The organism is Ferranicluibacter rubi, assembly GCF_011603255.1.
In the GTDB taxonomy this organism is placed as follows: Bacteria; Pseudomonadota; Alphaproteobacteria; order Rhizobiales; family Rhizobiaceae; genus Ferranicluibacter; species Ferranicluibacter rubi.
The window spans coordinates 93,842-119,161 of the sequence record NZ_JAANCM010000006.1 but is presented as its reverse complement, the minus strand read 5'-3'; the positions used below and the strand labels follow the sequence as shown (position 1 = coordinate 119,161).

Annotated in this window: 21 protein-coding genes and 1 riboswitch; of the genes, 18 read left to right on the top strand and 3 right to left on the bottom strand. The window is 64.7% G+C overall.

Annotation, left to right across the window (positions count from 1 at the left end):
* Positions 1–241: 241 nt before the first annotated feature.
* The gene (locus tag G8E10_RS13465) at positions 242–520 is read right to left on the bottom strand and encodes a hypothetical protein (protein WP_110729129.1); all 279 of its coding nucleotides are present in this window, start codon (positions 518–520) and stop codon (positions 242–244) included.
* Between the two features lie 188 nt (positions 521–708).
* Positions 709–2,541 carry a phosphomethylpyrimidine synthase ThiC gene (thiC, locus tag G8E10_RS13460; RefSeq protein ID WP_167129616.1) on the bottom strand — a complete coding sequence of 611 codons (1,833 nt, stop codon included), beginning with the start codon at positions 2,539–2,541 and terminating at the stop codon, positions 709–711.
* Positions 2,542–2,631: 90 nt separating this feature from the next.
* Positions 2,632–2,743, bottom strand: a riboswitch (TPP riboswitch).
* 169 nt (positions 2,744–2,912) lie between these two features.
* Between thiC and G8E10_RS13455 the strand changes: the two genes are divergently transcribed.
* From G8E10_RS13455 to G8E10_RS13400, 12 genes are all read left to right on the top strand, one after another.
* Positions 2,913–3,188, top strand: coding sequence for a WGR domain-containing protein (locus G8E10_RS13455; protein ID WP_110807811.1), 276 nt, complete (start codon positions 2,913–2,915; stop codon positions 3,186–3,188).
* Between the two features lie 476 nt (positions 3,189–3,664).
* Positions 3,665–4,936 (top strand): plasmid partitioning protein RepA, encoded by a 1,272-nt coding sequence (gene repA / locus G8E10_RS13450; protein WP_110802089.1) that lies wholly within the window; start codon positions 3,665–3,667, stop codon positions 4,934–4,936.
* Positions 4,937–5,037: 101 nt separating this feature from the next.
* Positions 5,038–6,183: a plasmid partitioning protein RepB gene (gene repB / locus G8E10_RS13445; protein WP_167129614.1), complete on the top strand. Its 1,146-nt coding sequence runs from the start codon at positions 5,038–5,040 to the stop codon at positions 6,181–6,183.
* A gap of 344 nt (positions 6,184–6,527) precedes the next feature.
* The gene (repC, locus tag G8E10_RS13440; protein WP_167129612.1) at positions 6,528–7,739 is read left to right on the top strand and encodes a plasmid replication protein RepC; all 1,212 of its coding nucleotides are present in this window, start codon (positions 6,528–6,530) and stop codon (positions 7,737–7,739) included.
* 267 nt (positions 7,740–8,006) lie between these two features.
* Positions 8,007–8,621 (top strand): FMN reductase, encoded by a 615-nt coding sequence (msuE, locus tag G8E10_RS13435; RefSeq protein WP_167129610.1) that lies wholly within the window; start codon positions 8,007–8,009, stop codon positions 8,619–8,621.
* A gap of 22 nt (positions 8,622–8,643) precedes the next feature.
* Positions 8,644–9,747, top strand: a complete 1,104-nt coding sequence (gene sfnG, locus G8E10_RS13430) for a dimethylsulfone monooxygenase SfnG (protein WP_110729136.1) — start codon at positions 8,644–8,646, stop codon at positions 9,745–9,747.
* Between the two features lie 165 nt (positions 9,748–9,912).
* Positions 9,913–10,887: an ABC transporter ATP-binding protein gene (locus tag G8E10_RS13425; RefSeq protein WP_167129608.1), complete on the top strand. Its 975-nt coding sequence runs from the start codon at positions 9,913–9,915 to the stop codon at positions 10,885–10,887.
* Positions 10,887–11,783: a branched-chain amino acid ABC transporter permease gene (locus G8E10_RS13420; protein WP_110807815.1), complete on the top strand. Its 897-nt coding sequence runs from the start codon at positions 10,887–10,889 to the stop codon at positions 11,781–11,783. Before G8E10_RS13425 ends, G8E10_RS13420 begins: the two co-directional genes overlap by 1 nt.
* A 2-nt stretch (positions 11,784–11,785) precedes the next feature.
* On the top strand, positions 11,786–12,850 hold the full coding sequence (locus G8E10_RS13415) for a branched-chain amino acid ABC transporter permease (protein WP_167129606.1): 1,065 nt from the start codon (positions 11,786–11,788) through the stop codon (positions 12,848–12,850).
* 81 nt (positions 12,851–12,931) lie between these two features.
* A complete protein-coding gene (locus G8E10_RS13410; protein WP_110729139.1) occupies positions 12,932–14,278 on the top strand; it encodes an ABC transporter substrate-binding protein in 1,347 nt (448 codons plus the stop codon).
* Positions 14,279–14,361: 83 nt separating this feature from the next.
* Positions 14,362–15,159, top strand: a complete 798-nt coding sequence (locus G8E10_RS13405; protein ID WP_110729140.1) for an ABC transporter ATP-binding protein — start codon at positions 14,362–14,364, stop codon at positions 15,157–15,159.
* A 23-nt stretch (positions 15,160–15,182) separates the two neighbouring features.
* A complete protein-coding gene (locus G8E10_RS13400) occupies positions 15,183–16,430 on the top strand; it encodes an SfnB family sulfur acquisition oxidoreductase (RefSeq protein WP_110802095.1) in 1,248 nt (415 codons plus the stop codon).
* A 117-nt stretch (positions 16,431–16,547) separates the two neighbouring features.
* On the opposite strand, the gene G8E10_RS13395 is transcribed toward G8E10_RS13400, so the two are convergent.
* Entirely contained in the window at positions 16,548–17,714 is a 1,167-nt protein-coding gene (locus G8E10_RS13395) for a dihydrodipicolinate synthase family protein (RefSeq protein WP_110802096.1), read from the bottom strand.
* A 256-nt stretch (positions 17,715–17,970) separates the two neighbouring features.
* Between G8E10_RS13395 and G8E10_RS13390 the strand changes: the two genes are divergently transcribed.
* The 6 genes from G8E10_RS13390 to G8E10_RS13365 all read left to right on the top strand — a co-directional run bounded on the left by G8E10_RS13390 (position 17,971) and on the right by G8E10_RS13365 (position 25,315).
* A complete protein-coding gene (locus tag G8E10_RS13390; RefSeq protein WP_110802097.1) occupies positions 17,971–19,017 on the top strand; it encodes a LacI family DNA-binding transcriptional regulator in 1,047 nt (348 codons plus the stop codon).
* Entirely contained in the window at positions 19,014–20,018 is a 1,005-nt protein-coding gene (locus tag G8E10_RS13385) for a Gfo/Idh/MocA family protein (RefSeq protein ID WP_110802098.1), read from the top strand. Before G8E10_RS13390 ends, G8E10_RS13385 begins: the two co-directional genes overlap by 4 nt.
* Positions 20,019–20,026: 8 nt before the next feature.
* Entirely contained in the window at positions 20,027–21,637 is a 1,611-nt protein-coding gene (locus tag G8E10_RS13380; RefSeq protein WP_110802099.1) for an acyl CoA:acetate/3-ketoacid CoA transferase, read from the top strand.
* Positions 21,630–22,409, top strand: a complete 780-nt coding sequence (locus G8E10_RS13375) for an enoyl-CoA hydratase/isomerase family protein (RefSeq protein WP_110802100.1) — start codon at positions 21,630–21,632, stop codon at positions 22,407–22,409. The genes G8E10_RS13380 and G8E10_RS13375 overlap by 8 nt, the downstream gene beginning before the upstream one ends.
* Positions 22,409–23,929 (top strand): aldehyde dehydrogenase family protein, encoded by a 1,521-nt coding sequence (locus G8E10_RS13370; protein WP_110802101.1) that lies wholly within the window; start codon positions 22,409–22,411, stop codon positions 23,927–23,929. The genes G8E10_RS13375 and G8E10_RS13370 overlap by 1 nt, the downstream gene beginning before the upstream one ends.
* Before the next feature lie 186 nt (positions 23,930–24,115).
* Positions 24,116–25,315, top strand: coding sequence for an ABC transporter substrate-binding protein (locus tag G8E10_RS13365; protein WP_165906812.1), 1,200 nt, complete (start codon positions 24,116–24,118; stop codon positions 25,313–25,315).
* Positions 25,316–25,320 lie beyond the last annotated feature (5 nt).

Here is a 25,320-nt window from a genome sequence, read left to right as displayed (position 1 = left end):
GTCCATTCTCCCTGTTTTACAAAGGTTTGGTTGAAATACGTTTAACGGAACCGCCGCGTCGTGATGACGTCAAGACGTGACGCGGGGCTCAACGTGATGAAGCGCTGTCTACCCAATATTTAGGGTAAGACAAGTCTGTCGCGGCCTGTGGATCGTCTGGGGAAATACTCGGCGCTGCCACAGAGACATCCTGCGGGGCCCTCCCCTCTTGTTGCCGAAGCCGGATGCCCGCGACCGATGTTCAAGGACGATCGCGCTGCCGCGCCGCCTCGCGTCGTTCGGCGTGAACGACCAGCCGGCCGAGGGCCATCAGCGCGATGCCGATGGGAACGGCGGGGGTGGTCGTGAGGGCTTGCAGGACGGCGAGGAGGAAATAGGGGTGGATGTCGGTGATCAGCGCCAGGGGCACGAGACCCGCGGCAAAGATCAGAAGACCCGCGAGGATGGTCGCCTGGCCGGGAGACCGCAGGCAGCCGAACAGGAAGATGAGCAGGAAGACAGCGGCGACGAGGGTTCCCATGACAGCCTTTCGCAAGGTTCGGATCGTTCGGCATTGAACCCTCGCAACGGGAGAAAGGCAAGGCTGCGCGGGTTCCGACACGGGATCGGGAACGGAAATGACAGAGCGTGCGGGGACCCTCATTCAAACCATCCCTAGAGACAGACGCCGAAGCGCCCTCATCCCCACGGCAGCCGCCCGAAGCCGTCTCACGCCTCCCCTTCCCTCCCCGCGTCCTCTCCCACGGGCATATAGAGATCGCCGCCATTCCTGTACTTCGCGGCCATCGCCTCCAGACCTTCCTTCTGCGCTTCCGCGCGGATGTCATGCGAAATCCGCATGGAACAGAATTTCGGGCCGCACATGGAGCAGAAATGCGCGACCTTGTGGGCGTCCTTCGGCAGGGTCTCGTCGTGGAAGGCCCGGGCGGTGTCGGGGTCGAGCGAGAGGTTGAACTGGTCTTCCCAGCGGAACTCGAAGCGCGCGCGGGAGAGCGCATCGTCGCGCAGGCGCGCGGCCGGATGGCCCTTGGCGAGATCGGCGGCGTGGGCGGCAATCTTGTAGGTGATGACGCCGGTCTTCACGTCGTTGCGGTCCGGCAGGCCCAGATGCTCCTTCGGCGTGACGTAGCAGAGCATGGCCGTGCCGAACCAGCCGATCATCGCTGCTCCGATGCCGGAGGTGATATGGTCGTAGCCGGGCGCGATATCGGTGGTGAGCGGCCCGAGCGTATAGAACGGCGCCTCGCCGCAGACGGCGAGCTGCTTGTCCATATTGGCCTTGATCTTATGCATCGGCACATGGCCGGGCCCTTCGATCATAACCTGGCATTCGCGCGCCCAGGCAATCTTCGTCAGTTCGCCGAGCGTTTCCAACTCGGCAAACTGCGCGGCGTCGTTGGCGTCCGCAATCGAGCCCGGCCGCAAGCCGTCGCCGAGCGAGAAGGAGACGTCATAGGCGCGGGCAATCTCACAGATCTCCTCGAAATGCTCGTAGAGAAAGTTCTCCCGATGGTGATGCAGGCACCACTTCGCCATGATGGAGCCGCCGCGCGAGACGATGCCGGTCACCCGGTTCACGGTCAGGGGTATATAGGAAAGCCGCACGCCGGCATGGATGGTGAAATAGTCCACCCCCTGCTCCGCCTGTTCGATCAGCGTGTCGCGATATTCCTCCCAGGTGAGAGCCTCGGCAATGCCGTCGACCTTCTCCAGCGCCTGATAGAGCGGCACGGTGCCGATGGGCACCGGGGCGTTTCGGAGGATCCAATCGCGGATATTGTGGATGTTGCGGCCGGTGGAGAGGTCCATCACCGTATCCGCACCCCAGCGGATGGCCCAGACCATCTTGTCCACCTCTTCCGCCATGGAGGACGTTACGGCGGAGTTGCCGATATTCGCATTGATCTTCACGAGAAAGTTCCGGCCGATGATCATCGGCTCAAGCTCGGGGTGGTTGATGTTGGCGGGAATGATCGCCCGGCCCTCCGCCACCTCGCGGCGGACGAATTCCGGTGTGACGAAATCCGACACCTCGGCGCCAAAACTCTCCCCGTCCCGCGTCTGTGCTTGGCGCTGCCTCTGCCGCCCGAGGTTCTCGCGGATCGCGACGAACTCCATTTCCGCGGTGATGATGCCCGCGCGGGCGTAGGCCAGCTGCGTTACGGCGCGGGATCCCGCAGCCTTCAGCGGCGTGGCCCTGACGGGAAATTCAGGCGTCAGGCGGTCGCCCGCAACGAAGCCATTGTTGGCCGAGGTTACCGCCCGCCCCTCATAAGCCGTGGTGTCGGCACGCGCGCTGAGCCACGCTTCCCGAATGCGCGGCAGGCCGCGATCGATGGAGACGGCATGAGCCGGATCGGTATAGGGGCCAGAGGGATCGTAGACCGTGACCGGCGGTTCGCCGGCCGTGGGATGAAGCGCGATCTCGCGCATCGGCACACGGATGCCGGGGTGAAGCAGCCCGGGCTTGAACACCTTGGTTGAGGCCGGCAGTGGGCCGGTGGTGACGCTCGGCACAGATTTGGAAGTGGCAACAGTCATGGCAAGGCTCTCCGAGGTTGGAGACCCAGTCCCAGTGTTGGAATGATGAGAAGACGCATGCCGGCGACCAGGCGAAGATCCACCCAAGGGCCTGCAAGCATCGCACCGTCCCTCCGCCAGTATGAGCTGGATCAGGTTCAACGGGTCACTGCGCGCAATAGCAGTATCTCAGCCCCTTGCCGGGACCCCCCTGGTGAATATGCGGAAGGTTGCATGGAGCCGTGGCCGCGGTCAAGCCAGCTTTTAGCCGCGCTTTTTCGGCAGCACGGAGGATGACGGAGGTCCGTTCGATCACAGCTATGAATCGATCACGCCGGATCGATTCATAAGTCTCGTTGGACGTCGTCTCCCCAGAGCGAGACTCTGCGCGCATGAAAACCCCGTCCTATCGCCTGCATCTGGAACGCTGCGACCCATCGCGCAACATGGCGCGTTTCTACGCGCTCTCGCTGGAGCCCTCGCTCTTCGGCGAGATCGTGCTCGTTCGTCGCTGGGGCCGGATCGGATCTGCGGGGCGATCTCGTGTCGAGTTCTTCGCGGACGAGCGGGCGGCGACGGCGGCCATGATGGCGCTTCTCCGGCAGAAGCGGGCGCGGGGGTACATGGTGGGGCAGTGGGGTTTGCGTCCGGTGGCGCGGGCGAGTTGACAGCTGTCAACTTTGGCCTAACACGCGACTCACCCCAATTCAAAAGTTGACAGCTGTCAACTCGCGTTTCCCAGCGGCGGGAGGCGGGGATAAAACGGCGGAATCACCCTTCCGTTTCAATGTTGCCTGCCCCTCTTTCTCCCCGCATTCACCCTTTCGTCTATTCTCAGCGCGCCACCACGACGGCATAGCCGCGAAGAGGCGCTGTGGACAGGAAGAATGATTCGGATTTTACGTTTCAAATATCGCTTGACGCGACTCAGCAACAGACCTCAACCTCTAACGGTTGGAGGCAGATACATGCGCCTCCGGCGTAACAGGCCGCCACCTCTGTATATGTGATGGCGCGACGTATACACTGACGCATGAGAATCGCCGCCGCGCCGGCGGGAACATGGCAGACATCGACCATCCCCCGGACGCAGCCCGTCCGCAAGCCGGCGGCACGCCGGCCAGACATTGAGGAAAGAAACGACATGGCCCCAACGGCCCACACGACACGCACCGGCCCGAAAGATGCGGCGCCGACACCATCGGCGGATCTAACGATTGCGGCGGATGCGAGCGCGCTGTCGGAACAGCTGAAGGCGATGCGCGAGCGTTTGTTTCCGCCGACCGCGACGAAGACGTTGCGGTCGTTCTCCTCCGGCGAGGCGGCCAAGCTGATCGGCGTCTCCGATGGCTATCTGCGCCAGCTGTCTCTGGCCGGCGAGGGGCCGCAGCCGGAAACCGGCGCGGGCGGTCGTCGCTTCTATTCGCTGTCCGATATCAACGCGCTGCGCCTGTACCTGTCGGAACAGGCGCTCGCCAAAGGCAATACTGCCAAGGCGCGCGGCTATCTGCCGCGGCGGGATGCGGAGGCCGGCGAACGGATGCAGGTCATTTCCGTCACCAATTTCAAGGGTGGCTCCGGCAAGACGACATCCGCCGTGCATCTGGCGCAATATCTGGCGCTGACCGGCCACCGGGTGCTCGCCATCGACCTCGATCCGCAGGCCTCGCTGTCTGCACTCTTCGGCTACCAGCCGGAACTGGACCTGACCGGCAACGACACGCTTTATGGCGCCATCCGCTACGATGCCGAGCAGCGGCCTTTGTCCGACGTCATCCGCCAGACCTATTTCCCCGGCCTTGATCTCGTGCCCGGCAATATAGAGCTGCAGGAATTCGAGCATGTAACGCCGCAGGCGCTGGCCGACCGACAGTCCGGCCGGGAAGGGGCAACGGGGGGCGGTCCCCTGTTCTTCGCCCGGATCCAGGCGGTGCTGGAAACTGTGGAGACCGATTACGACGTGGTCGTGATCGACTGCCCGCCGCAGCTCGGCTATCTCACGCTGTCGGCGCTCTGCGCCTCGACCTCCGTCATCGTCACCGTGCATCCGCAGATGCTGGACATCGCCTCGATGAACCAGTTCCTGTTCATGACGGCCGATCTGCTGTCCGTCGTGCGGGACGCCGGGGGCACGCTGAATTTCGATTTCCTGCGCTACCTCGTCACCCGCTTCGAGCCGAATGACGGGCCGCAGGCGCAGATCGTCGGCTTCATGCGCTCGCTTTTCGGCGAGCGCGTGCTGACGGCACCTATGGTGAAATCGACCGCGGTGTCGGATGCGGGGCTGACCAAGCAGACGCTCTACGAGGTCGGCCGAGAGAACTTTACCCGCGCGACCTACGACCGCGCGGTGGAATCGATGAATGCCGTCAACAGCGAGATCGAAACGCTGGTGCATGCGGTGTGGAACCGCTGACGGGGTCAGGGTCAGGGATGGGCGAGCGGCCGCAGGGCGCTTCGCTGTTGCAGACGAGTTGAGCGAGCGGCTTTCGGGCCGGGAACGCGGAAAGGGATCGGATGATGGCGGGGAACCGCAAGAGCGAATTGAAGGCGCTGTTTGGGGGCGGGCTGAGCCCGGCCGACGTCGTGCGTGCGGCGGAAGCGCAAAAGCCTGGTCCGAACGAAGGCCCGGCGCCCGAACAGAAATCGGCCGAGAACCCTACAAACCCGGGAACACCGGGGGAGGGTGTGCCGCTCACACCCCACACGCGCAGCGCATCCGGCGCGGTCAAGGTCATGGGCCTCTCCCTGAACGCGATCACCCGCGAGGCGGAGGAAGCCCGCGCGCTGCGCCAGGCCCTGTCGGAAGGCGAGCACGTCGTCGGCATCGACCCCGCACGGATCGAGGCCTCCTTCGTCGAGGATCGGCTCGTGATCGACGGGCCGGCGGACGAGGATTTCGAGGCGCTGGTGGAAAGCGTGCGCGAGGCGGGCCAGCAGGTGCCGGTGCTTCTGCGCCCGCATCCGGAGAAGCAGGGCGTCTACCAAACGGCCTATGGCCATCGCCGCATCCGCGCCGCCGCCCGCCTCGGCCGTCCGGTCAAGGCGATCATTCGCGCGCTGACCGACGACGAACTGGTTCTGGCGCAAGGCAAGGAAAATGCCGAGCGCCGCAACCTCTCCTTCATCGAGCGCGCCCTTTTTGCCCGCAACCTCACGGAACGCGGTTTCGACCGCAAGACCATCGGCGATGCGCTGGCCGTGCAGAAGAGCGAGCTTTCGCGGCTGATGCAGGTAGCCGAGGGCGTGCCCGACCGGTTCATCCGCTTCATCGGCCCCGCGCCGAAGGTCGGGCGGGAGCGCTGGATGAAGCTCGGCGAGATCCTCTCGAAAGACGCCCGACAGGTACAGGCCCTCGACGTCGTCTACTCCGACCGGTTCAAGGCGGCCGACAGTGATCGACGCTTCCAGATCCTGTTTTCCCATCTCGACGCCCTGGGCAAGCCGATGAAGACGAAGCGCAGGGCAGGGCAGGCTGAGAGCGGAGATGTGAGATCGCTGACGGATGCCCGTGGTCGGGTCTTTGCCCGACTGAAGGTGGAGAACGGCGCGACGCGGATCGAATTTGCCGAGGGCACGCCGCCTGCCTTCATCGATGCCGCAGCCGCCCTCCTGGCGGAGGCGCATGAAACCTTCGAGCGCGAGGCGGACGGCGAGAGCTGAACCTGAGGCGCAACGACCTTGCCGCCTCGAACACCGGGGCGGCCTCAAACGACATGAACCAGAAAAGGACGACCAAGAGAGCAAGAAAAAAGGCCCCCAAAACGTCACCGTCATGGAAGCCCTCTTCAATCTAAGCAGTTCGAGAGAATCACTTCCAGCCATCAAAGTCAAGAGTCAGCGGTAGAAATGCCGAACGGCGGAGCTTTGACCGAACGTTTTCGGTCGTCCGGTGAAGCCTTCTGATATCGAGGACATTCGTGCTTGAACGCCTGAAAACAAGGGTGTCAGCGAAGGAAGACGTGTGCCGTGCCGGGGGAGACTTGCCTCCCAACGGAGATGGAGAGATGGAAAAATTTGCAACGACGCCTTTCGGCGGCGCACGGCTGACTGCGCGCAATTTTGCGCTTCGGGCCGACTTGGAGAAGCGACAGTCCCGTTTGAAGGACGGCGCGGGCGGCAATGCGACCGGCCAGGCGGAGAAATACCAGATCATCCGGGCGCTCAGCGAAGCCCGCACCGTCTGGAAACTCTCCGACCGGGCGATCGCCGTGCTCGAGGCGCTGGCGAGCTTTCATCAGGACCGCCATCTCGATGGTCGCGCGCCGATCATCGTCTTCCCCTCCAATGCCGAATTGTCGCTTCGCGCACGCGGCATGTCGCCCGCCACGCTCAGGCGCCATCTCGCAAGCCTCGTGGAGGCCGGGCTGATCCTGCGCCGCGATAGCGCCAACGGCAAGCGTTACTGCCGTCGCGACGATCACGGCGACGTCGAGACCGCGTTCGGCTTCGATCTCGCACCGCTGGCGCTGCGGGCCGAAGACATTCTCGCCACCGCTGCCACGTCCCGCGACACTGCCCGCCGCATCTCTCGCCTGCGCGCCGAAATCACGCTGCACCTGCGAGATATCGCCAAGACCATCGCTGCCGCCTTTGCCGAAGGTCGGACCGAACGCGGTGCCGATCCCTGGCAGGGGTTCGTCGAACGGCTGCGTGACCTCTCCGGCCGGGTCCAGCGCAACGGCACGGAAGCGGATCTGTCGGCCCGCTGCAACGCGCTCGTACGGCTGCGTGCGGAGGTGGAAACCGGTTATCTCAACGCACTTACCGACGAGGAAATGAGCGCCAGTGAGCGTCATTCTGAGCACCATATTCAGAATTCAGAATCAGATCTCTCTTTTGATAAAAACGGCCAAAGACTGAAAACAGAGGACGAAGCCGGAGAACCGATAGCGCCGAAGCGGACATCGACAGGCCTTGCGCTGAAGGATTTTCTCAACCTTTGCCCTGATATCGCCGATTACGCCCGTGGCGGCATTTCCCGCTGGCAGGATGTGATCGATGCGGCCGAGGTCGTCCGCTCCATGCTCCGCATCAGTCCCAGCGCCATGGCCGCAGCCCGTAACGCCATGGGCGACATCCCCGCCGCCATCGTCATCGCCGCCATCCTGAAACGCAGCACCGTCATCCGCTCGCCCGGCGGCTATCTGCGCGACCTCACCGCCAAGGCCGAACAGGGACGCTTCTCGATCACCCCGATGTTGAAGGCCTTGGGATGAACAGGGGCTGGGACGGCGCGCCATTATGCGGATATTTCGCAGGGGGAGGCGATTTGACGAAAAACCGTCTGGTCCCATGAGGTCCGTTGGGTATGGGCTCCGCCATCACCACACATCGCCGTTTCCAGCGGGCGGAGTTTAATCATCCGCTTTCGGCTCTGCGGCGCGAGATCATTATTCCACAATCGACCGGAACATTAGCAAGCGATTGTTACCCGAAAAATATAAAATCCATAGAGTAAGGGGGCAAATGAGGTGTTTCCAGCGATGAAGATTTTGGGCCTGTCGGGCAATGTCAAACAGCCGTCACGCACTGCGGCCCTCGTCACGGCAATCGTGGATGCCGTGGGGGTGCAAGGGCAGGCGCGGGGCGCTGTATCGCGCGTCATCGAGCTTGTCGATGCGGCGCCGGTTCTGTTCCGGGCGCTGCGGGCGGACCAGCTTGATGCCGAGGGGCGGGCAATCGTCGATGCGGTCGAGGCTGCGGATGTGCTGGTGGTGGGATCTCCGGTCTATCGGGCGTCCTATACTGGCGCTCTGAAGCATCTGTTCGACCTTGTCGATTACCGCGCACTGGCCGGCAAGCCGGTCATTCTCGCGGCCACCGGCGGCACGCCGCTGCATGGGCTGATGACGGAGCACCAGTTGCGGCCACTGTTCGGCTTCTTCAACGCGCTGACGCTGCCGGCGGCGATCTATGCCACCGAGGCCGATTTTACCAACCACACCCTCACCAATCCCGCTATGCGGACCCGGATCGAACGGGCCGTTTCGGAGCTGGAACGGGTGCTGCCCCCCGATGCGACCCGGGCCCATGCCGACTTTGTCCATACCGATGCGGAGCGCACATCGCGTCCATTGCTGAGCGCGGCGTCTGCTTAATCGATTTCAAGAGGAGAACACCATGTCCTATACCAGCCGAGAGCCGGTCAAATTTGCCTACTGGGTGCCCAATGTCTCGGGCGGTCTCGTCATTTCCGATATCGAGCAGCGGACGAGCTGGTCGATCGACTACAACAGGAAGCTGGCGCAGATCGCCGAGGCGAACGGGTTCGAATATGCGCTGAGCCAGATCCGCTTCACCGCCGGCTACGGCGCCGAGTTCCAGCACGAGTCGGTCTCCTTCAGCCATGCGCTGCTGGAATCCACGACGACGCTGAAGGTCATCGCGGCGATCCTGCCGGGGCCGTGGAACCCGACGTTGGCAGCCAAGCAGATTGCCACGATCAACCATCTGACCAACGGCCGCGTCGCGGTCAACGTCGTCAGCGGCTGGTTTCGCGGCGAATTCCATGCCATCGGCGAGCACTGGCTCGACCATGACGAGCGCTACCGGCGCTCCGAGGAGTTCATCCGGGCGCTTCGCGGCATCTGGACGGAAGACAACTTCACCTTCCACGGCGATTTCTATCGCTTCAACGATTATTCGCTGAAGCCGAAGCCGATCGATCCGCAGCCGGAAATCTTCCAGGGCGGCTCCTCGCGCGCCGCCCGCGACATGGCCTCGCGCGTGTCGGACTGGTACTTCACCAATGGCAATACGCCGGAGGAAATCGGCAAGCAGGTGGCCGACATCCAGGGCAAGGCGAAGGAGAACGGCCACAGCGTGCGCGTCGGGGTCAACGCCTTCGCCATCGTGCGCGATACCGAGGAAGAGGCGCGGGCAGTGCTTGCCGAAATCATCGAGAAGGCCAATCCGGAGGCCGTCAACGCCTTCGGCCACGAGGTGAAGAATGCCGGCAAGTCATCGCCCGAGGGCGAGGGCAACTGGGCGAAATCCTCCTTCGACGACCTCGTGCAGTACAATGACGGCTTCCGCTCCAACCTCATCGGCACACCGGAACAGGTGGCGCAGCGCGTGGTGGACCTGAAGCGCGCCGGCGCCGATCTCATCCTCCTCGGCTTCCTCCACTTCCAGGAAGAGGTCGAATATTTCGGTAAACACGTCATTCCGCTGGTGCGGGAGATCGAGAATGCCGAGGCGGCGAGCGCCATCGCGGCGGAATGACGCATGAGAACGGTGGCCGGCTGACGGTCGCCGCGACAGGCGCATACGACAATCGGAACATTGAAAGACGCAGGGTCACAAGGCCCTGCGAAGGGGATTTTGCGCGCGCGACGAGCCCGGTTCGGATTGTCGGCAGCGCGTTTTCGGGCAAAGGGCGCGGACGCGATGACACTGGTTTTGACAGGAGCCTCGGCCGGGGCCTGGATCGCGGCCTCTGCCGTGGCCTTCGAGACGGCGCCGCGCGCACGGCCGAGCCTGGTGGCAGATGCGGATGCGGATGCCCAGGTGCATCCCGCTGCCAAGCTGCCGGTCGGCGTCGCTCCGAGTGCGGGCGATGCCGTGCTTGAGCTCGACGGCGTCTCCCTGTCCTTCGGCGGCGTCTCGGCGCTGTCGGAGGTCGATATTTCGGTGCGGCGGGGCGAGATCCTGGCGATCATCGGGCCGAACGGGGCGGGCAAGAGCTCGATCGTCAACATCATCAGCGGCGTCTACCGGGCGGATCGCGGCCATGTCCTCCTCAAGGGGCAGCGCTACGGGCAGGTTCCGACACAGAGGCTCGCGGGTCTCGGCGTCGCCCGCACCTTCCAGAACCTCGCGCTGTTTCCGGGTCTCAGCGTTCTCGACAATGTGGTGGCGGGCCGGGCGCACACGGTGCGCTCCAGCTTCATCGAGCAGATCGCAGGCTTCGGTCGGGCGCGGCGGGAGAGGCTCGATGCACGGGCGCGAGCCATCGATGTCATTGATTTCTTGCAGCTTTCTTCCCTTGTCGATCGCCCGGTCGGGACGCTGCCCTATGGCCTGCAGAAGCGCGTGGAACTCGCCCGCGCGCTCGTCGCCGAGCCGGATATCCTGCTGCTCGACGAACCGATGGCCGGGATGACGGCGACCGAGAAGAACGAGATGGCGGGCTTCGTGAGGGCCGCGCGCGACAGGTTCGGCACGACGGTCGTGCTGATCGAGCATGACATCGGCGTCGTCATGAGCCTGTCCGACCGCGTCGCCGTATTCGACCACGGCCGGAACATCGCGCTGGGAACGCCGGCCGAGGTGCAGCGCGACCCGCGTGTCATCGATGCCTATCTCGGCATCGCCGATGCCGATGATGGGGACGACGACGTTGCGCGCGGGGAGGACCTGTGATGGAGGGGTTCGACGGGCTGTTCTTCCTCGAGGTTCTTGTCGGCGGGCTGCTTTCCGGCGTGATGTATTCGCTGGTCGCGATCGGTTTCGTGCTGATCTACAAGACCTCCGGCGTGCTGAATTTCGCGCAAGGGGCCATGCTGCTCTTTGCCGCGCTGACCTTCGTCAGCCTGACGGAACGGGGCATCTCGTTTCCGCTCGCCTTTGCCATCACCTTCGCGATCATGGTCGTGCTCGGTATCACCATCGAGCGGACGGTGCTGCGGCCCTTGACGAACCGGCCACCGATCACCCTGTTCATGGCGACGCTCGGCCTGTCCTACGTCATCGAGGGTGCGGCACAGCTGATCTGGGGCACGCAGGTGCACGGGCTCGATCTCGGCATCGAGGATGTACCCTTCGATGTCAGCGGCGTCTTCATCAGTCAATTCGATCTGTTCGCCGCCGCCGTCGCCGCCACTCTGGTGGCCGTGCTTTCGGTCTTCTTCCGCTATACCCGCATCGGCCTCGGCTTTCGGGCGGTGGCGGACGATCCCTTCGCGGCACTCGCCGTCGGGCTGCGGCTGCCCGTGATCTGGGCGACCGTTTGGGCAGCGGCAGGTCTTGTCGCGCTGGTGGCGGGGCTTCTCTGGGGCGCGCGCGTCGGCGTCCAGTTCTCCCTGTCGCTGGTGGTGCTGAAGGCCCTGCCGGTGCTGGTGCTCGGCGGCTTCGATTCCATTCCGGGCGCCATCGTCGGCGGCCTGCTGATCGGCGCGGCCGAGAAGCTCGCGGAAGTCTATCTCGGCGATTATTTCGGCGGCGGCATCGAGAGCTGGTTTGCCTATGTGCTGGCGCTCGTCGTGCTGCTCGTGCGGCCCGCCGGCCTGTTCGGCCAGAAGCGTGTGGAAAGGGTGTGACCATGACCGCCTTTGCGACCGATCTCATTCCAGGAAGCCGGCCCGAAACCCGCCTCTCGCGCAGCCTGCCCGGCTGGGCTTTGCCCGTGACAACGCTTGCTGTGGCCTATCTCGCGGTGCCTTTGCTTGCGACGAATTACCTCTTCGAGGCGATCCTTCTGCCCTTTCTGGCGCTGTCGCTGGCCGGCGTCGGGCTCAATATTCTCACAGGCTATGCAGGCCAGGTCTCGCTCGGCAGTGCCGCCTTCATGGCCGTTGGCGCCTATGCGGCGTATAATTTCAATTTGCGCGTCGAGGGGCTTCCGCTGATCGGCAGCATCGTGCTCGCGGGCCTGTCGGCCGCCGCCATCGGGCTCGCCTTCGGCCTGCCGAGCCTGCGGCTGAAGGGTTTCTATCTCGCCGTTTCTACGCTCGCCGCCCAGTTCTTCGTGCAATGGGCGCTGACGAAATTCAGCTGGTTCTCCAATGACAGCGCCTCGGGCGTCATCGATGCGCCGCCGCTGCATGTGGCGGGCTTGACCGTGGAGGGGCCTGTCGGGCGCTATCTCTTCGCGCTCACCGTCGTCACCGTGCTGACCTTTCTCAGCTACCGGCTGGTGATCTCGCAGACGGGCCGCAACTTCATCGCGGTGCGCGACAACGAAACGGCGGCACGCATCATCGGCGTTCCCGTGCTGAAGACCAAGCTTCTGGCCTTTGCGGTCTCCTCCTTCATCATCGGGGTTGCCGGCGTGCTCTGGGCATTCGCCTATCTGCGCACGGTGGAGCCGGCCGGCTTCAATCTCGACCGGTCGTTCCAGATCCTCTTCATCGTCATCATCGGCGGGCTCGCCACCATTCGCGGCGCCTTCTTTGGCGCGGCCCTCATCGTCGCCTTTCCGCTCGTGCTCTCCCGTTTCGGATCCTTCGTGCTCGGCGACGTGTTCGATTCCGGCGTGCTCGACATGAGCCAGCGCATCGTGCTCGGCGCGCTGATCATCCTCTTTCTGGTGCTGGAACCCGACGGGCTCGCCGCGCTGGCGGATCGCCTCCGGCGCCGCATCGGTACCGTGCTCAGGCGACGCTGAACGGCCTCTCCACCGCCACCAGACCTTCAAACGCAAACAGGACCGGCATCGCGCCGGCCGATACTAGGAGTGTGCCCAGACATGACGATCTTCAGCAAATTCAGAACCGCGACGCTTGCCGCCGGCCTGGCCTTCACGGTGGGCTTCACAGCCAGCATGCCGGCCGCGCATGCCGACGAGCAGTATTTCCCGCTGCAGAGCTACCGCGTCGGGCCTTATGCGGCCGGCGGCACCGGCTTCTTCGGCGGCTTCATCGACTATCTCAACCTGATCAACACCCGCGACGGCGGCGTCAACGGCGTCAAGCTGACATGGTCGGAGGCCGAGACCCAGTATGAGGTGGAGCGCGGCGTCGAGGCTTACGAGCGGCTGAAGAGCAACCCGAACGTTGCCGCCTGGAACCCACTCTCCGTCGGCATCGCCTATGCGATGATCGACCGGATCACCGCCGACAAGGTGCCGCTGATCACCATCAATCACGGCCGCACGGACTCCACCGACGGCCGCGTTTTCCCTTATGTCTTTCCGCTGCTGCTCAACCCCTACAGCGAGACATCCGGCATCGTGAACTACATCGCCGGCAAGGAAGGCGGGCTGGAGAAGCTGAAGGGCAAGAAGATTGCCGTGCTCTATCACGGCTCGCCCTATGGCAAGGAAACCATTCCGATCTATGAGCTGCTGGCGCAGAAATACGGTTTCGAGCTGCAGCAGATCGAGGTTCCCCATCCCGGCAACGAGCAGCAGTCGCAATGGCTGACGATCCGCCGTTCCAAGCCCGATTACGTCGTGCTGCGCGGCTGGGGCGTGATGAACCCGGTGGCGCTGAAGACGGCGGCGAAGACCGGCTTCCCGGTCGATCATATCATCGGCAATGTCTGGTCGAACTCGGAAGAAGACGCCATTCCCGCAGGCGCCGCCGCCAAGGGCTATACCGCGATCACCACCCAGGCCTCCGGCACGGAATATCCCGTCGTGCAGGAGATCGTGAAGACGGTCTATGACGCCGGCAAAGGCAATCTCGACGACAAGAAGCGCATCGGCTCGGTCTACCACAATCTGGGCATCGTCAACGGCATCCTGAACGTCGAGGCGATCCGCATCGCGCAGGCGAAGTTCGGCAACCGCACGCTGACCGGCGATGAGGTCCGCTGGGGCTTCGAGCACCTGCAGCTCGACCCTGCGCGTGTCGAGGCGCTGGGCGCCAAGGGGCTGTTCCACTCGATCAACGTCACCTGGGACAATCACGAGGGCAATGGCTACGTGACCTTCCAGCAGTGGGACGGCGCGAAATGGAAGGTTGTCTCCGACTGGATCGCTCCGGACTGGGCGCTGCTGCGGCCGATCATCGAGAAATCCTCGCAGGCCTATGCGGCGGAAAAGGGCATCAAACTGCGCACCGCGGAAGAGGCCGAAGCGGCCCTGAACTGATCGCCATCCTCCGCGCCGGCAACGGCGCGGACCCTTCATTCCCGCCCATCCGGCCCGCACCATGCGGCAGAGGAACGCCCACGATGTCTGACCCCTCCCTCCTTGCCGTCGAAGGCCTGAAGGCGACCTATGTGAACGCGATCACGGCGCTCGACGGCGTCGGCTTTACGCTTGCACGCGGTGAGATCCTGGCGCTGCTCGGCGCCAACGGGGCCGGCAAGACGACGACGCTCAAGGCCCTGTCGAACCTGCTTCCCGCCGAGCGCGGCCAGATCACGGGTGGCCACATCCGCTTTGCCGGCCTCGACGTCACCCGCACACGGCCCGCAGATCTCGTTCGCGCGGGTCTCGTGCAGGTGCTGGAAGGCCGCCATTGCTTCCCGAGCCTGACGGTGGAGGAAAACCTCGTCTCCGGCGGTCTCGGGCGCGGCGCCACGCGGCGGGAGATCGCAAGCGACCTCGACAAGGTCTATGCGCATTTTCCCCGGTTGACCGAGAAGCGCCGGATCTTGAGCGGCCTCACCTCCGGCGGCGAGCAGCAGATGACGGCCATCGGCCGGGCGCTGATGTCGCGCCCGCGCCTCCTCGTTCTCGACGAACCCTCCATGGGCCTCGCCCCGATCGTCGTCCAGGACATTTGCCGGACGTTGCGCCGGCTCAACCGCGAGGAGGGGCTTTCCATTCTGGTGGCCGAGCAGAACGCGGCCGTGGCGCTGCGCTTCGCGCATCGGGCGATCGTGCTCGAAAACGGCGTCACGGTTCTCTCCGGTACGGCCTCGGACCTGAAGGCCCGCGACGACATCAAGGCCTTCTACCTCGGCCACAAGGCCCCAGGGCCGTCCACATCCGTAGCGTCCTCACCCCCGGCTTTCGCCGGCTAACAGATGTCAAAGGAGATATCGACATGACGATTTCCAACATCAAAACAGAGAATGCCGCCAAAGCCGTTCCACCGGTTCCGCGCCCCTCAGAGCCTGCCCACATCATCTCGACGGATGCCGAGGCGATCACGATTGCCAAGCAGCTCGCCGCCGACTTCGTGAAGGAGGCGGCCCTGCGCGACCGCGAGCGGATCTGGCCCGTCAAGGAGCTGGATGCCTTCTCGCAGAGCGGCCTCTGGTCGATCAACGTGCCCAAGGCCTTCGGCGGGCCGGAGCTGTCTTATGCGACGCTCGCCCGGGTGATCGAGATCATCTCGGCGGCCGACCCCTCCATCGGGCAGGTCGCGCAGAACCATCTGGGCGTCGTCGCCGCCATCCGCACCGTGTCCGATCCAGCGCAACAGGCGCTGCTGTTTGGCGAGGTGCTGCGCGGCACCCGCTTCGGCAATGCCTTCTCCGAGTTCGGATCGAAGCGCGCGGTGGATTTCGAGACCCGCTTCGTGGATGCCGGCGATCATGTGGTCGTCAACGGGCAGAAGTTTTACGCCTCGGGCGCTCTGCTCGCCCATCTCGTGCCGATCGTCGCGCTCGATGACGAGGGCCGGGCCTGGTACGCGATTGCCGAGCGCGATGCGCCGGGCCTGACCGTCATCGACGACTGGTCCGCCTTCGGTCAGCGCACGACCCTGTCGGGCACCGTGCTCTTGGACAATGTGAAGGTGCCGAAGACCCATCTCGTGCCCGGCTACAAGGGTTACGAGGTTCCAACCGCCGACGGCGCGATCTTCCAGATCATCCAGGTGGCGGTGGATTCGGGCATTGCCCAGGCTGCGATCGACGAGACCGTGTCCTTCGTGCGCACCAAGAGCCGCGCCTGGGTGGATTCGGGCGTCGACAATGCCTGGGACGATCCCTACACGATCCAGGCGGTGGGCGACCTGACGCTGCGGTTGCATGCGGCGCAGGCGCTTCTGGAAAAGGCCGGATACGCCATCGACCGGGCGATCCTCGACCCGAATGCCGAGAGCGTGGCGGAAGCGCAGATCGTCACGGCGGAGGCGAAGATCCTCTCCACCGAGATCGCCATCGCCGCCACCAACAAGCTCTTCGAGCTGGCGGGAACGCGCTCGACGCTTGCCGAGCACGGCCTCGACCGCCACTGGCGCAACGCCCGCACCCACACGCTGCACGATCCGGTGCGTTGGAAATACGCCATCCTCGGCAAGTATTTCCTCAACGGCGAAAAGCCACCGCTCCACGCCTGGAGCTGAGCCTCCTGCGCTCGTCCTGACGCCGGCACCGGCTTCGGGAGGGGAGCGAGCGATGCGGATGGCCGTGCGTCCTTGCGGGATGCACGGCCTTTTGCCGTCGCGCGCAGCGTGCGGCCATCAGGCGATGCCGTAGACGCCAGCGAAGTGGCGCATGCGTTCGGCTGCCAGATCCGGCCTGTCGAGAATATTGGCCTGATCGGCAAGGCGGAAGATATCGGCATAGTGGTTGATGCCGCGCGCCGACTGCATGCCGGCCGGAAGGCTGAAATGCGACTGGTGGCCATTGAGCCAGGCGAGGAAAACCACGCCGGCCTTGTAATACTGCGTCGGCGCCTCGAAGATCTTGCGGGAGAGGGGAACCGTCGGGTTGATTACCGCCCGGAACGTCGCGCTATCGCCCGCGGCAAGCGCTGCCAGCGCCTTCGAGGCAGCCGGTGCGACGGCGTCGAAGATGCCGAGCAGCGCATGGCTGTGGCGCCGCCCGTCGCCCTCGATCAGGCCGGCATAGTTGAAATCGTCGCCCGTAAAGCAGAGCACGGTCTCCGGCAGCCGGTCGCGCAGGGCGATTTCCTTTTCGTGTTCGAGCAGCGAGATCTTGATGCCTTCGATCTTGCGCTCATTCTCTGAGATGATCCGCAGCGCGCAATCGAGCGCCGGCTCGAAGTCGGTGCTTCCCCAGTAGCCGCGTAGCTGCGGGTCGAACATGTCGCCCAACCAGTGCAGCACCACCTTGTCCTTCGTTTGCGAGAGAATGCGGCCATAGACCTTGGCGTAATCGTCGGCCGAGCGTGCGATGCGGGCGAGCGCCCGGCTCGCCATCAGGATCGCGCGGCCGCCATGCTTTTCGATATGCTCGATCTGCGTCTCGTAAGCCCCGATCACGTCGTCCAGCGTGCGGGCGTCGGTCGGGTCGAGATGATCCGTGCCGGCGCCGCAGGCAAGGTCGGCTCCCTCCACCGTGCGCGCTTCTGCGAGCGAGCGGGCGATGAGCTCCTGCGCGCCGGCCCAGTCGAGACCCATGCCGCGCTGCGACGTGTCCATCGCCTCGGCGATCTTGAAGCCGAGGCTCCAGAGATGATGGCGGAATGCAAGCGTCGTGTCCCAGTCGATGGCCGGGCGGTTCCATGGATCGGCGTCCCGCTCGGGCGCGGAAACGACATGCGCCGCGGCATAGGCGATGCGGTTGAAGACAGGGGTCGTTGCCGGCCTTGCGATCGGCGTGCCCACAAGGCGATACGCTTCGACCGCGCCTGCGGATGTCGGCAGATTGAGAACCTGAGTCATGATGCCTCCTCGGAATGTCAACCGGATAATTTGGATCGATCCAAATTGCAAGGCTCTATTTTCCGATGGATGATCATCGACATTGCAGCCAATGACGGGTGAAATGCACTGTAAATGCTGCAATGCACATTAAATGGAGCCTATATGCCTTTGAGACAGGTCTTTCAAAGAATCTGCAAACACCCCGGAAATGGCCCTTGATATTTTGGAACGATCCAAATATTGAGAGGGTCAAGATGGAGGCGCATGAGAGTTCATGGCGAACGGACGGGTCACGGTCATCGATATTGCGAAGGCGGCGGGGGTGTCGAAATCCACAGTCTCGCTCGTCCTACAGGGTTCGCCGCTCGTCAACGAGGGCACGCGGACCAAGGTCAATGCCGTCATGCGGGATCTCGGCTATGTCTATAATCGCGGCGCGGCCAATCTCCGGCAGTCCAGCGCCAAGTCGAAGATCATCGGCGTCGTCGTCAACGATCTGACCAACAGCTTCTTTGCCGAGCTTGCCGTCGGCATCGACCTTGTCGTGCAGGATGCGGGCTTCGTGCAGTTCCTCGCCAATACCAGCGAGAGCCTCGACCGGCAGACGGAGGTCATCGCCTCCATGCGCGAGCACGGCATTTCCGGCCTCGTCGTGTCGCCCGCCCGCGGCTCGCGGGCCATCGATTTCAAGGCGCTGGTCTCGGCCGGCATGCCGGTCGTCGCCGTGGTGCGCCCCGTGCCGGGTGCCAAGGTGTCCTCGCTCATGTCGGACAACCACACCGGAATGTTCGCAGCCGTCGAGCATCTGGCCAAGCTCGGCCACACGCGCATCGCCTTCTTCGGCGGGTTCGAGGATACCGCGATCTTTCAGGAGCGGCTTGCCGGCTATCGCGACGGGATCGCGGCGGCGGGGCTTGGCTATGACGAAGGCCTCGTCTTTGCCTGCGCACCCTCGCGGGCGGAAGGGGCAAAGGCCGTGGCGCGGGCGATGGCGGCGGACGACCGGCCGACGGGCGGGGTCTGCTTCAACGATGCCGTCGCCTTCGGCGTCTATGACGGATTGCGGGCGCGGCGGCTGGAGCCGGGCGTCGATTTCGCGATCGTCGGCTTCGACGACGTGATCGAGGCGGGCACATCCGTGCCGGCGCTCACCACCATCGCGGTGGATCCGCAGGGCATGGGCCGGCGTGCCGCCCAGCTGCTGCTCAAGCAGATCAATGCCGGCAAGGCGGAGGCGGAGGCCGTGGTGACGCCCGTACGGCTGGTCGTGCGGGAAAGCTGCGGCGTGAACAGAATGAAGCCGGGGAGGCGATCTGCATGACGAACCGTTGGGGATTGATCGGCGCAAGCACGATCGCACGGGAATGGGTGATCGGCGCGATCCGCGCGACGGGCGGGGAGGTCGTCTCCGTGATGAGTTCCAGCCCGCAGCGTGCCGCGACCTACGCCTCGGAAAACGGGATCGGCAAGGCCGTTTCGGATCTCGATGCCCTGCTCGCGGATCCCGATATCGATGCGGTCTATATCTCGACCACCAACGAGCTTCACCGCGACCAGGCGATTGCCGCCGCCAGGGCCGGCAAGCACATCCTCTGCGAAAAGCCGCTGGCGATGACGCTGGAGGATGCCCACCGCATGCGGGACGCGGCACGGTCGGCCGGCGTGGTGCTGGCGACGAACCACCACCTGCGCAATGCGGCCAGCCATATCGCGATGCGGGATGCGGTCGCCGCCGGGCGGATCGGCAAGCCGCTTTCGGCACGGGTCTTCCACGCGGTCTATCTGCCGACGCATCTGCAGGGCTGGCGGCTCGACAATCCCAAGGCGGGCGGCGGCGTCATCCTGGATATCACGGTGCACGACACGGATACGCTCCGCTTCGTGCTGGGGCAGGACCCGGTGGAGGTCACGGCCTTTGGCCAGTCCGGCGGGCTCGGCAAGGCAGGGCTCGAAGATGCCGTTATGGGCGTCATGCGGTTTGCGGACGGGCTGATCGCCCAGTTCCACGACGGATTCACCACGAAATATGCCGAGACCGGCTTCGAGGTTCACGGAACCGAGGGATCGCTCATTGCCCGCAACGTCATGACGCAGCGGCCCGTTGGCACGGTGGTGCTGCGCGACGCGCAGGGCGAACAGACGCTGCCGCTTGACGGGCGCAACCTTTATGAAACGGGCCTTGCGGCCTTCCATGCGGCAATAGCCGGCAGGGGATCTCCGGCCGCAACGGCGGAAGACGGCATCTGGTCGCTGGCAACAGGGCTTGCCGTCGTCGAGGCGGCACGGTCCGGCCGCGCCGTCACGGTTGAGACGGGGCTTTGAGTCAGATCATGGGCAAGCACATCACTCCGGCCGAAGCGGCCGCCATGATCCCCGACGGCGCCGTCGTCTCCGTCTCCTCCTCGAGCGGGCTCGGCTGCCCCGATCTGATGCTGAAAGCGATCGGCGAGCGCTTCGCGGCGACGGGTCATCCAAGCGAGATCACCACCCTGCACCCGATCGCCGCCGGCGACATGAGCGGCATCAAGGGTGTGGATCATATCGCAAGGAAAGGCCTCCTCAAGCGGATCCTCGCCGGCTCCTATCCGTCGGGGCCTTCGACATCCGAGCCGCCGCTGATCTGGCAGATGATTACGGCCAACGAAATTCCCGCCTACAACATCCCCTCGGGCATCCTCTTCGACATGCACCGCGAGGCCGCGGCCAAGCGTCCCGGCGTCATCACCAAGATCGGGCTCGAAACCTTCGTCGACCCCGAGCGGCAGGGCTGCGCCATGAATGCGCTGGCGGCGGAGACGCCGGTGGTCAAGCGGGTGTCGTTCGAGAACGAGGACTGGCTCTATTTCCCCGCCATCGTGCCGCAGGTCGCCATCATCCGCGCAACCACCGCCGACGAGCACGGCAACCTGACCTATGAGCACGAGGGTGCAACGCTCGGCGGGCTCGACCAGGCGCTGGCGGCGCGCAACAATGGCGGCATCGTCATCGCGCAGGTCAAGCGCATCACCAAGCAGGGCGCGCTGAAGCCGCACGACGTGCGGGTTCCCGGCATGCTGGTCGATTACGTCATCGTCGATCCCGACCAGAAGCAGACGACGCTGACGGACTACGATCCGGCCATTTCTGGCGAGATCTTCCGGCCGCTCGAAAGCTTCTCCGTGCCGGATTTCAACATCCAGAAGGTCATCGCGCGCCGGGTGGCACAAGAGCTTCAAGCCGGCAGCTGCGTCAATCTCGGCTTCGGCATCTCCGCCAACGTGCCGCGTATCCTCTTGGAGGAGGGCCTGCACGGCGCGGTCACCTGGGTCATCGAGCAGGGGGCCGTCGGCGGCGTGCCGCTTCTCGATTTTGCCTTCGGCTGCGCGTCCAATGCGGATGCCTACATGCCCTCGCCCTACCAGTTCACCTACTTCCAAGGCGGCGGCTTCGATGCCTCGCTGCTCTCCTTCCTCGAAATCGGCCGCGACGGCTCGGTCAATGTCTCCCGTCTGTCGTTCCGTCCGCATGTGACGGCCGGTGCCGGCGGCTTCGTCGATATCACCGCCCGCGCCCGCAAGATCGTCTTTTCCGGCATGTTCAATGCCGGCGCCAGACTGTCGATCGTCAACGGCAAGCTGGTGATCGAGAGGGAAGGCAAGCTGAAGAAGCTGGTCGAGGCGGTCGAGCACGTCACCTTCTCCGGCAGCCGCGCCATCGCGCAGGGGCAGGACATCACCTATGTTACCGAGCGTTGCGTGCTCAAGCTGACGCGGCAAGGGCTGGTGCTGACCGAAATCGCGCCCGGCGTCGATCTGCAGACGCAGGTGCTCGATCAGTCCGAATTCCCGCTGATCGTCTCGCCGGACCTGAAGCTGATGGATGCCGCGCTGTTTGGCGAGGCGCGCATCGGCCTTTCGTTGCCCACCAAGGCGCCGCGCGTTCTGGAGGGTGCCCATGTCTAAGGGAGAGGTACGCCTCGACATCGAAGGCCCCATCGCCATCCTCACCGTTTCCCGGCCGGAAAAGCGCAATGCGCTCGATCTCGACATGCTGAAGGCGCTGGTGTCCGTGGCCGATACGGTGGAAGCGGACGCGCGCGTTCGCGTCGCGATCCTCACCGGCGAGGGGTCGGGGTTTTCGGCCGGCGGCGATATCACCGCCTGGGGCGGCATGCGGCCGGACGCGTTCGGCCATGGCTGGGTGCGCTACGGGCACCGCGTGTTCGAGCGGCTTGCAACGCTGCGCATGCCGCTCATCGCGGCGCTGAACGGGCACGCGCTCGGCGGCGGTCTCGAGCTTGCCGGCATCGCCGACATCCGCATCGCCGAGGAACACATCCGGATCGGGCTGCCGGAAACGGGCCTCGGCATGGTGCCGGGCTGGTCGGGCACGCAGCGGCTGGTCAAGCGCTTCGGCGCTCAGCCCGTGCGCCGGATGGCGCTCGGCGGCGAGATCTTCACGGCGGAGCAGGCCCTGTCACTCGGGCTTGTGGACCGGGTGACCGCGACCGGACGTGCGCTTGCCGCTGCAAAAGACATGGCAACTGGCATCGCCGCGCGCGGGCCGGCGGCGCTGGAAATCGTCAAGCTGATGATCGCAAGCGCCAACGGGGAGGACAACGGGACGGCCGTGGAGGCGCTGGGGTCGATCCTTGCTGCCAAGACGGCCGACCTCAAGGAGGGCGTTTCCGCTTTCAAGGAGAAGCGTGCCGCACAGTTCAAGGGAGAATGGTAATGACGGTTCTGGTAAACCCGAAGGCGCTCGTGGATCATGCCCCGCGCGACTTCAAGATGCTGATCGACGGCCGGTGGAGCGAGGGGACGGCCGATCCGATCGAGCGGGTCGCGCCCGGCCATGGCGTCGTCGTCAGCCGGTTCCAGGCGGGAACGCGGGCGGATGCCGAGCGCGCCATCGCTGCAGCCCGCAAGGCCTTCGACACCGGACCCTGGCCGCGGATGACGGCGTCGGAGCGCTCCGGCATCTTGCTGAAGGCCGCCGATCTCATTGCCGCGCGTGCCGAGGAACTCGCCTTTCTGGATGCGGTGGAAGCCGGCAAGCCGATCTCACAGGTGCGCGGCGAAATCGCCGGTTCGGTCGATATCTGGCGCTATGCCGCGGCCCTTGCCCGCGATCTCCATGGCGAGAGCTACAATACGCTGGGCGACGGCACGCTGGGCGTGGTCCTGCGCGAGGCGATCGGCGTCGTTTCGATCATCACGCCGTGGAACTTCCCCTTCCTGATCGTCGGGCAGAAGCTGCCCTTCGCGCTGGCCGCCGGCTGCACCACGGTCGTCAAGCCATCGGAACTCTCGTCTGGCTCGACCGTCGTGCTCGGCGAGATCCTCGAGGAAGCCGGCCTTCCCAAGGGCGTCGTCAACATCGTCACGGGCACGGGCGCCGAGGTGGGGGCGGTCATGACGTCGCATCCCGATGTCGACATGGTCTCGTTCACGGGCTCTACCGGCGTCGGCAAGCTGACCATGGCGAATGCCGCGCAGACGCTGAAGAAGGTGTCGCTGGAGCTTGGCGGCAAGAACCCGCAGATCGTCTTTCCCGATGCCGATCTCGACGGCTTCATCGATGCCGCCGTGTTCGGCGCCTATTTCAACGCCGGCGAGTGCTGCAATGCCGGCTCGCGGCTGATCCTCCACAAGAGCATCGCCGAGGACGTGGTGAAGCGGGTGGCCGCCCTTTCGGAAAAGGTGCGGGTCGGCGATCCGCTCGATCCGCAGACGCAGGTCGGCGCAATCATCACACCGCAGCATCTGGAGAAGATCGCCGGCTATATTTCAGGGGCAGCAGACGGTGGCGCGGACGTGGCCCATGGCGGCAAGGCGCTCGATCTCGGCCGCGGCCAGTTCATGGCGCCGACGATTCTTGCCAATGTGACGCCGGACATGCCGGTCGCGCGCGAGGAGGTGTTCGGCCCGGTTCTCTCCGTGCTCACCTTCGAGACCACGGCGCAGGCGATCGAGATCGCCAATGCTGTCGATTACGGGCTCTCTGCCGGGGTGTGGAGCAAGGATTTCGACACGTGCCTGACGATCGGCAGGCAGGTGCGGGCAGGGACCGTGTGGATGAACACCTTCATGGACGGCGCCTCCGAACTGCCCTTCGGTGGCTACAAGCAGTCGGGTCTCGGCCGCGAACTCGGGCGCCACGCTGTGGAGGACTATACCGAGACCAAGACGCTCAACATGCATATCGGCGGCCGCACGAACTGGTGGATGCCGCAGACGGAAAAGCTGGCTTGAAGCATCCCGCCCGGGCGCGCAACACGCGGTCGGGAAGACGGGATGCGGCTGAACAAGCCGGCTGACGCCGACGCTCGAGGAGGGCGGCGGCACGGGAGCGGAAATGGGTTTCGCTCTTCACTGTGCTCATGGGAGGAAAACATCGTGCGCAAGTTTCTGACATCGACTGCATTGGGTCTCGCTTTGATGGCCGGCGCCGTGCAGGCTGCCGAAAACGTGGAGGTGCTTCACTGGTGGACATCCGGCGGCGAGGCCTCGGCGCTGGAAGTGCTCAAGAAGGACCTCGAAGCCAAGAACATCTCCTGGACGGACATGCCGGTCGCCGGCGGCGGCGGCACGGAAGCCATGACGGTGCTGCGCGCCCGCGTCACGGCCGGCAACGCGCCGACCGCGGTGCAGATGCTCGGCTTCGACATTCTCGACTGGGCCAAGGAAGGTTCGCTCGGCAACCTCGATGCGGTCGCGGCCAAGGAGAACTGGGACAACGTCATCCCCAAGGCGCTTCAGAAGTTCTCGAAATATGACGGCCACTGGATCGCGGCACCCGTCAACCTGCATTCGACCAACTGGATGTGGATCAACAAGGCGGCGCTCGACAAGGCCGGCGGCAAGGAGCCGCAGAGCTGGGAAGAGCTGATCGCCCTCCTCGACAACTTCAAGGCGCAGGGCATCATCCCCGTTGCCGCCGGCGGACAGCCCTGGCAGGACGCGACCGTCTTCGACGCCGTCGTGCTGTCGCTCGGCGTCGATTTCTACACGTCCGCCTTCATCGATCTCGACCCGAAGGCGCTCGGCGGCGACAAGATGAAGGAAGCCTTCAACCGCATGACGACGCTGCGCTCCTATGTCGATCCCAACTTCTCGGGCCGCGACTGGAACCTCGCCTCCGCCATGGTCATCGACGGCAAGGCCGGCGTGCAGTTCATGGGCGACTGGGCGAAGGGCGAATTCTCCAAGGCCGGCAAGACGCCGGGCAAGGACTATGTCTGCATGCGCTTCCCCGGCACGCAGGGTGCAGTCACCTTCAACACCGACCAGTTCGTCATGTTCAAGGTCGCCGACGCCAAGGTGCCGGCACAGATGGAGATGGCCACGGCTATCGAAAGCCCTGAATTCCAGTCGGCTTTCAACGTGGTCAAGGGTTCGGCACCCGTGCGCACCGACGTGTCGGACGCCGCCTTCGACGATTGCGGCAAGAAGGCCATCAAGGATGCGGCCGAAGCCGACAAGAGCGGCAAGCTCATCGGCTCCATGGCCCATGGCCACGCCAATCCGGCAGCCGTGAAGAACGCGATCTACGACGTCGTGACCCGTCAGTTCAACGGCGACCTGACGGCCGACGACGCGGTGACCGAGCTGGTCAGCGCGGTCGAAGCCGCAAAGTAAGGGCT

Excerpts from the sequence above, each read along its gene's own strand:
- G8E10_RS13390 (WP_110802097.1), top strand. The coding sequence starts at position 17,971 with ATGGCGAACGGACGGGTCACGGTCATCGATATTGCGAAGGCGGCGGGG.
- G8E10_RS13425 (WP_167129608.1), top strand. The coding sequence starts at position 9,913 with ATGACACTGGTTTTGACAGGAGCCTCGGCCGGGGCCTGGATCGCGGCC.
- G8E10_RS13455 (WP_110807811.1), top strand. The coding sequence starts at position 2,913 with ATGAAAACCCCGTCCTATCGCCTGCATCTGGAACGCTGCGACCCATCG.
- sfnG (WP_110729136.1), top strand. The coding sequence starts at position 8,644 with ATGTCCTATACCAGCCGAGAGCCGGTCAAATTTGCCTACTGGGTGCCC.
- G8E10_RS13395 (WP_110802096.1), bottom strand. The coding sequence starts at position 17,714 with ATGACTCAGGTTCTCAATCTGCCGACATCCGCAGGCGCGGTCGAAGCG.
- G8E10_RS13370 (WP_110802101.1), top strand. The coding sequence starts at position 22,409 with ATGACGGTTCTGGTAAACCCGAAGGCGCTCGTGGATCATGCCCCGCGC.
- repC (WP_167129612.1), top strand. The coding sequence starts at position 6,528 with ATGGAAAAATTTGCAACGACGCCTTTCGGCGGCGCACGGCTGACTGCG.
- G8E10_RS13365 (WP_165906812.1), top strand. The coding sequence starts at position 24,116 with ATGGCCGGCGCCGTGCAGGCTGCCGAAAACGTGGAGGTGCTTCACTGG.
- G8E10_RS13385 (WP_110802098.1), top strand. The coding sequence starts at position 19,014 with ATGACGAACCGTTGGGGATTGATCGGCGCAAGCACGATCGCACGGGAA.
- G8E10_RS13415 (WP_167129606.1), top strand. The coding sequence starts at position 11,786 with ATGACCGCCTTTGCGACCGATCTCATTCCAGGAAGCCGGCCCGAAACC.
- G8E10_RS13420 (WP_110807815.1), top strand. The coding sequence starts at position 10,887 with ATGGAGGGGTTCGACGGGCTGTTCTTCCTCGAGGTTCTTGTCGGCGGG.
- G8E10_RS13375 (WP_110802100.1), top strand. The coding sequence starts at position 21,630 with ATGTCTAAGGGAGAGGTACGCCTCGACATCGAAGGCCCCATCGCCATC.
- G8E10_RS13400 (WP_110802095.1), top strand. The coding sequence starts at position 15,183 with ATGACGATTTCCAACATCAAAACAGAGAATGCCGCCAAAGCCGTTCCA.
- msuE (WP_167129610.1), top strand. The coding sequence starts at position 8,007 with ATGAAGATTTTGGGCCTGTCGGGCAATGTCAAACAGCCGTCACGCACT.
- thiC (WP_167129616.1), bottom strand. The coding sequence starts at position 2,541 with ATGACTGTTGCCACTTCCAAATCTGTGCCGAGCGTCACCACCGGCCCA.
- repA (WP_110802089.1), top strand. The coding sequence starts at position 3,665 with ATGGCCCCAACGGCCCACACGACACGCACCGGCCCGAAAGATGCGGCG.
- repB (WP_167129614.1), top strand. The coding sequence starts at position 5,038 with ATGATGGCGGGGAACCGCAAGAGCGAATTGAAGGCGCTGTTTGGGGGC.
- G8E10_RS13380 (WP_110802099.1), top strand. The coding sequence starts at position 20,027 with ATGGGCAAGCACATCACTCCGGCCGAAGCGGCCGCCATGATCCCCGAC.
- G8E10_RS13405 (WP_110729140.1), top strand. The coding sequence starts at position 14,362 with ATGTCTGACCCCTCCCTCCTTGCCGTCGAAGGCCTGAAGGCGACCTAT.
- G8E10_RS13465 (WP_110729129.1), bottom strand. The coding sequence starts at position 520 with ATGGGAACCCTCGTCGCCGCTGTCTTCCTGCTCATCTTCCTGTTCGGC.
- G8E10_RS13410 (WP_110729139.1), top strand. The coding sequence starts at position 12,932 with ATGACGATCTTCAGCAAATTCAGAACCGCGACGCTTGCCGCCGGCCTG.